The 862-nt window shown below is 74.4% G+C and carries 1 protein-coding gene and 1 pseudogene; both read left to right on the top strand.

The genetic code is table 11. The features are described 5' to 3' along the window. Positions 1-656 (top strand): polyprenyl diphosphate synthase (uppS, locus tag ACFQ4O_RS17900; RefSeq protein WP_378777775.1); only part of this gene is annotated, 656 nt, incomplete at its 5' end. Continuing rightward, a pseudogene (locus ACFQ4O_RS17895) lies at positions 653-862 on the top strand (phosphatidate cytidylyltransferase); the annotation flags it as partial. The gene uppS and the pseudogene ACFQ4O_RS17895, both read left to right, overlap by 4 nt.

Below are 862 nucleotides of genomic sequence, written 5' to 3'. Positions count from 1 at the left end.
GCGGCCTGCCGCGCGCGGAAGGCCGCCGCCGCGGCGTCGAGGCGCTGCGCCGCGCCATCCGCGCCGCCGGCGATCTCGGCGTGCGCTGCCTCACCGTCTACAGCTTCTCGTCCGAAAACTGGTCCCGGCCCCAGGACGAAGTCAGCGACCTCATGAACCTGCTGCGCCTGTTCGTGCGCCGCGATCTCGCGGAGCTGCGCAAGGCGGGCGTGCCCTCGCCGGTGATCGGCGAGCGCGCCGGCCTGCCGTCGGACATCGCCGCGCTGCTGGAGGAGGCCGAATCCACCACCCGCGCCAACACCGCGCTGACGCTGGTGGTGGCGTTCAACTATGGCGGCCGGCAGGAGATCGCGGCCGCTGCGCGCGCCATCGCGCGGGAGGCGGCCGCCGGCCGGCTCGACCCGGAGACGGTGGACGTGGAGACGGTGGCCCGCCACCTGCACGCGCCCGACCTGCCGGACCCGGACCTCGTGATCCGCACCAGCGGCGAGCAGCGCGTCTCGAACTTCCTGCTCTGGCAGTCGGCTTACGCCGAATACGTGTTCCTGCCGATCCACTGGCCCGACTTCGACCGCGCGGCCTTCGAGAGCGCGCTCGAAAGCTACAACGCCCGCCAGCGCCGCTTTGGCGGGCGCGCGGAGCGGACGGGCGCATGACGGGACCTGCCGCCGGCGACAGACGTCCGTCCGAACTGAAGCTGCGGGTTCTGTCCGGCGTGGTGATGGCGGCGGTGGCGCTCGCGGTCGCCGTGACCGGCGGTCCGCTGTTCGGCCTGTTCTGGATCGCGGCCGGTTGCGCGGTCGGCGCCGAATGGGCGTGGCTCGCGACCGCCGATCCCGCGGCCCGCCGCCGCGCGGCGGTC

Source organism: Methylopila musalis, from assembly GCF_042679725.1.
Taxonomy (GTDB): domain Bacteria; phylum Pseudomonadota; class Alphaproteobacteria; order Rhizobiales; family Methylopilaceae; genus Methylopila; species Methylopila musalis.
This window is presented reverse-complemented; position numbering and strand designations above follow the sequence as displayed.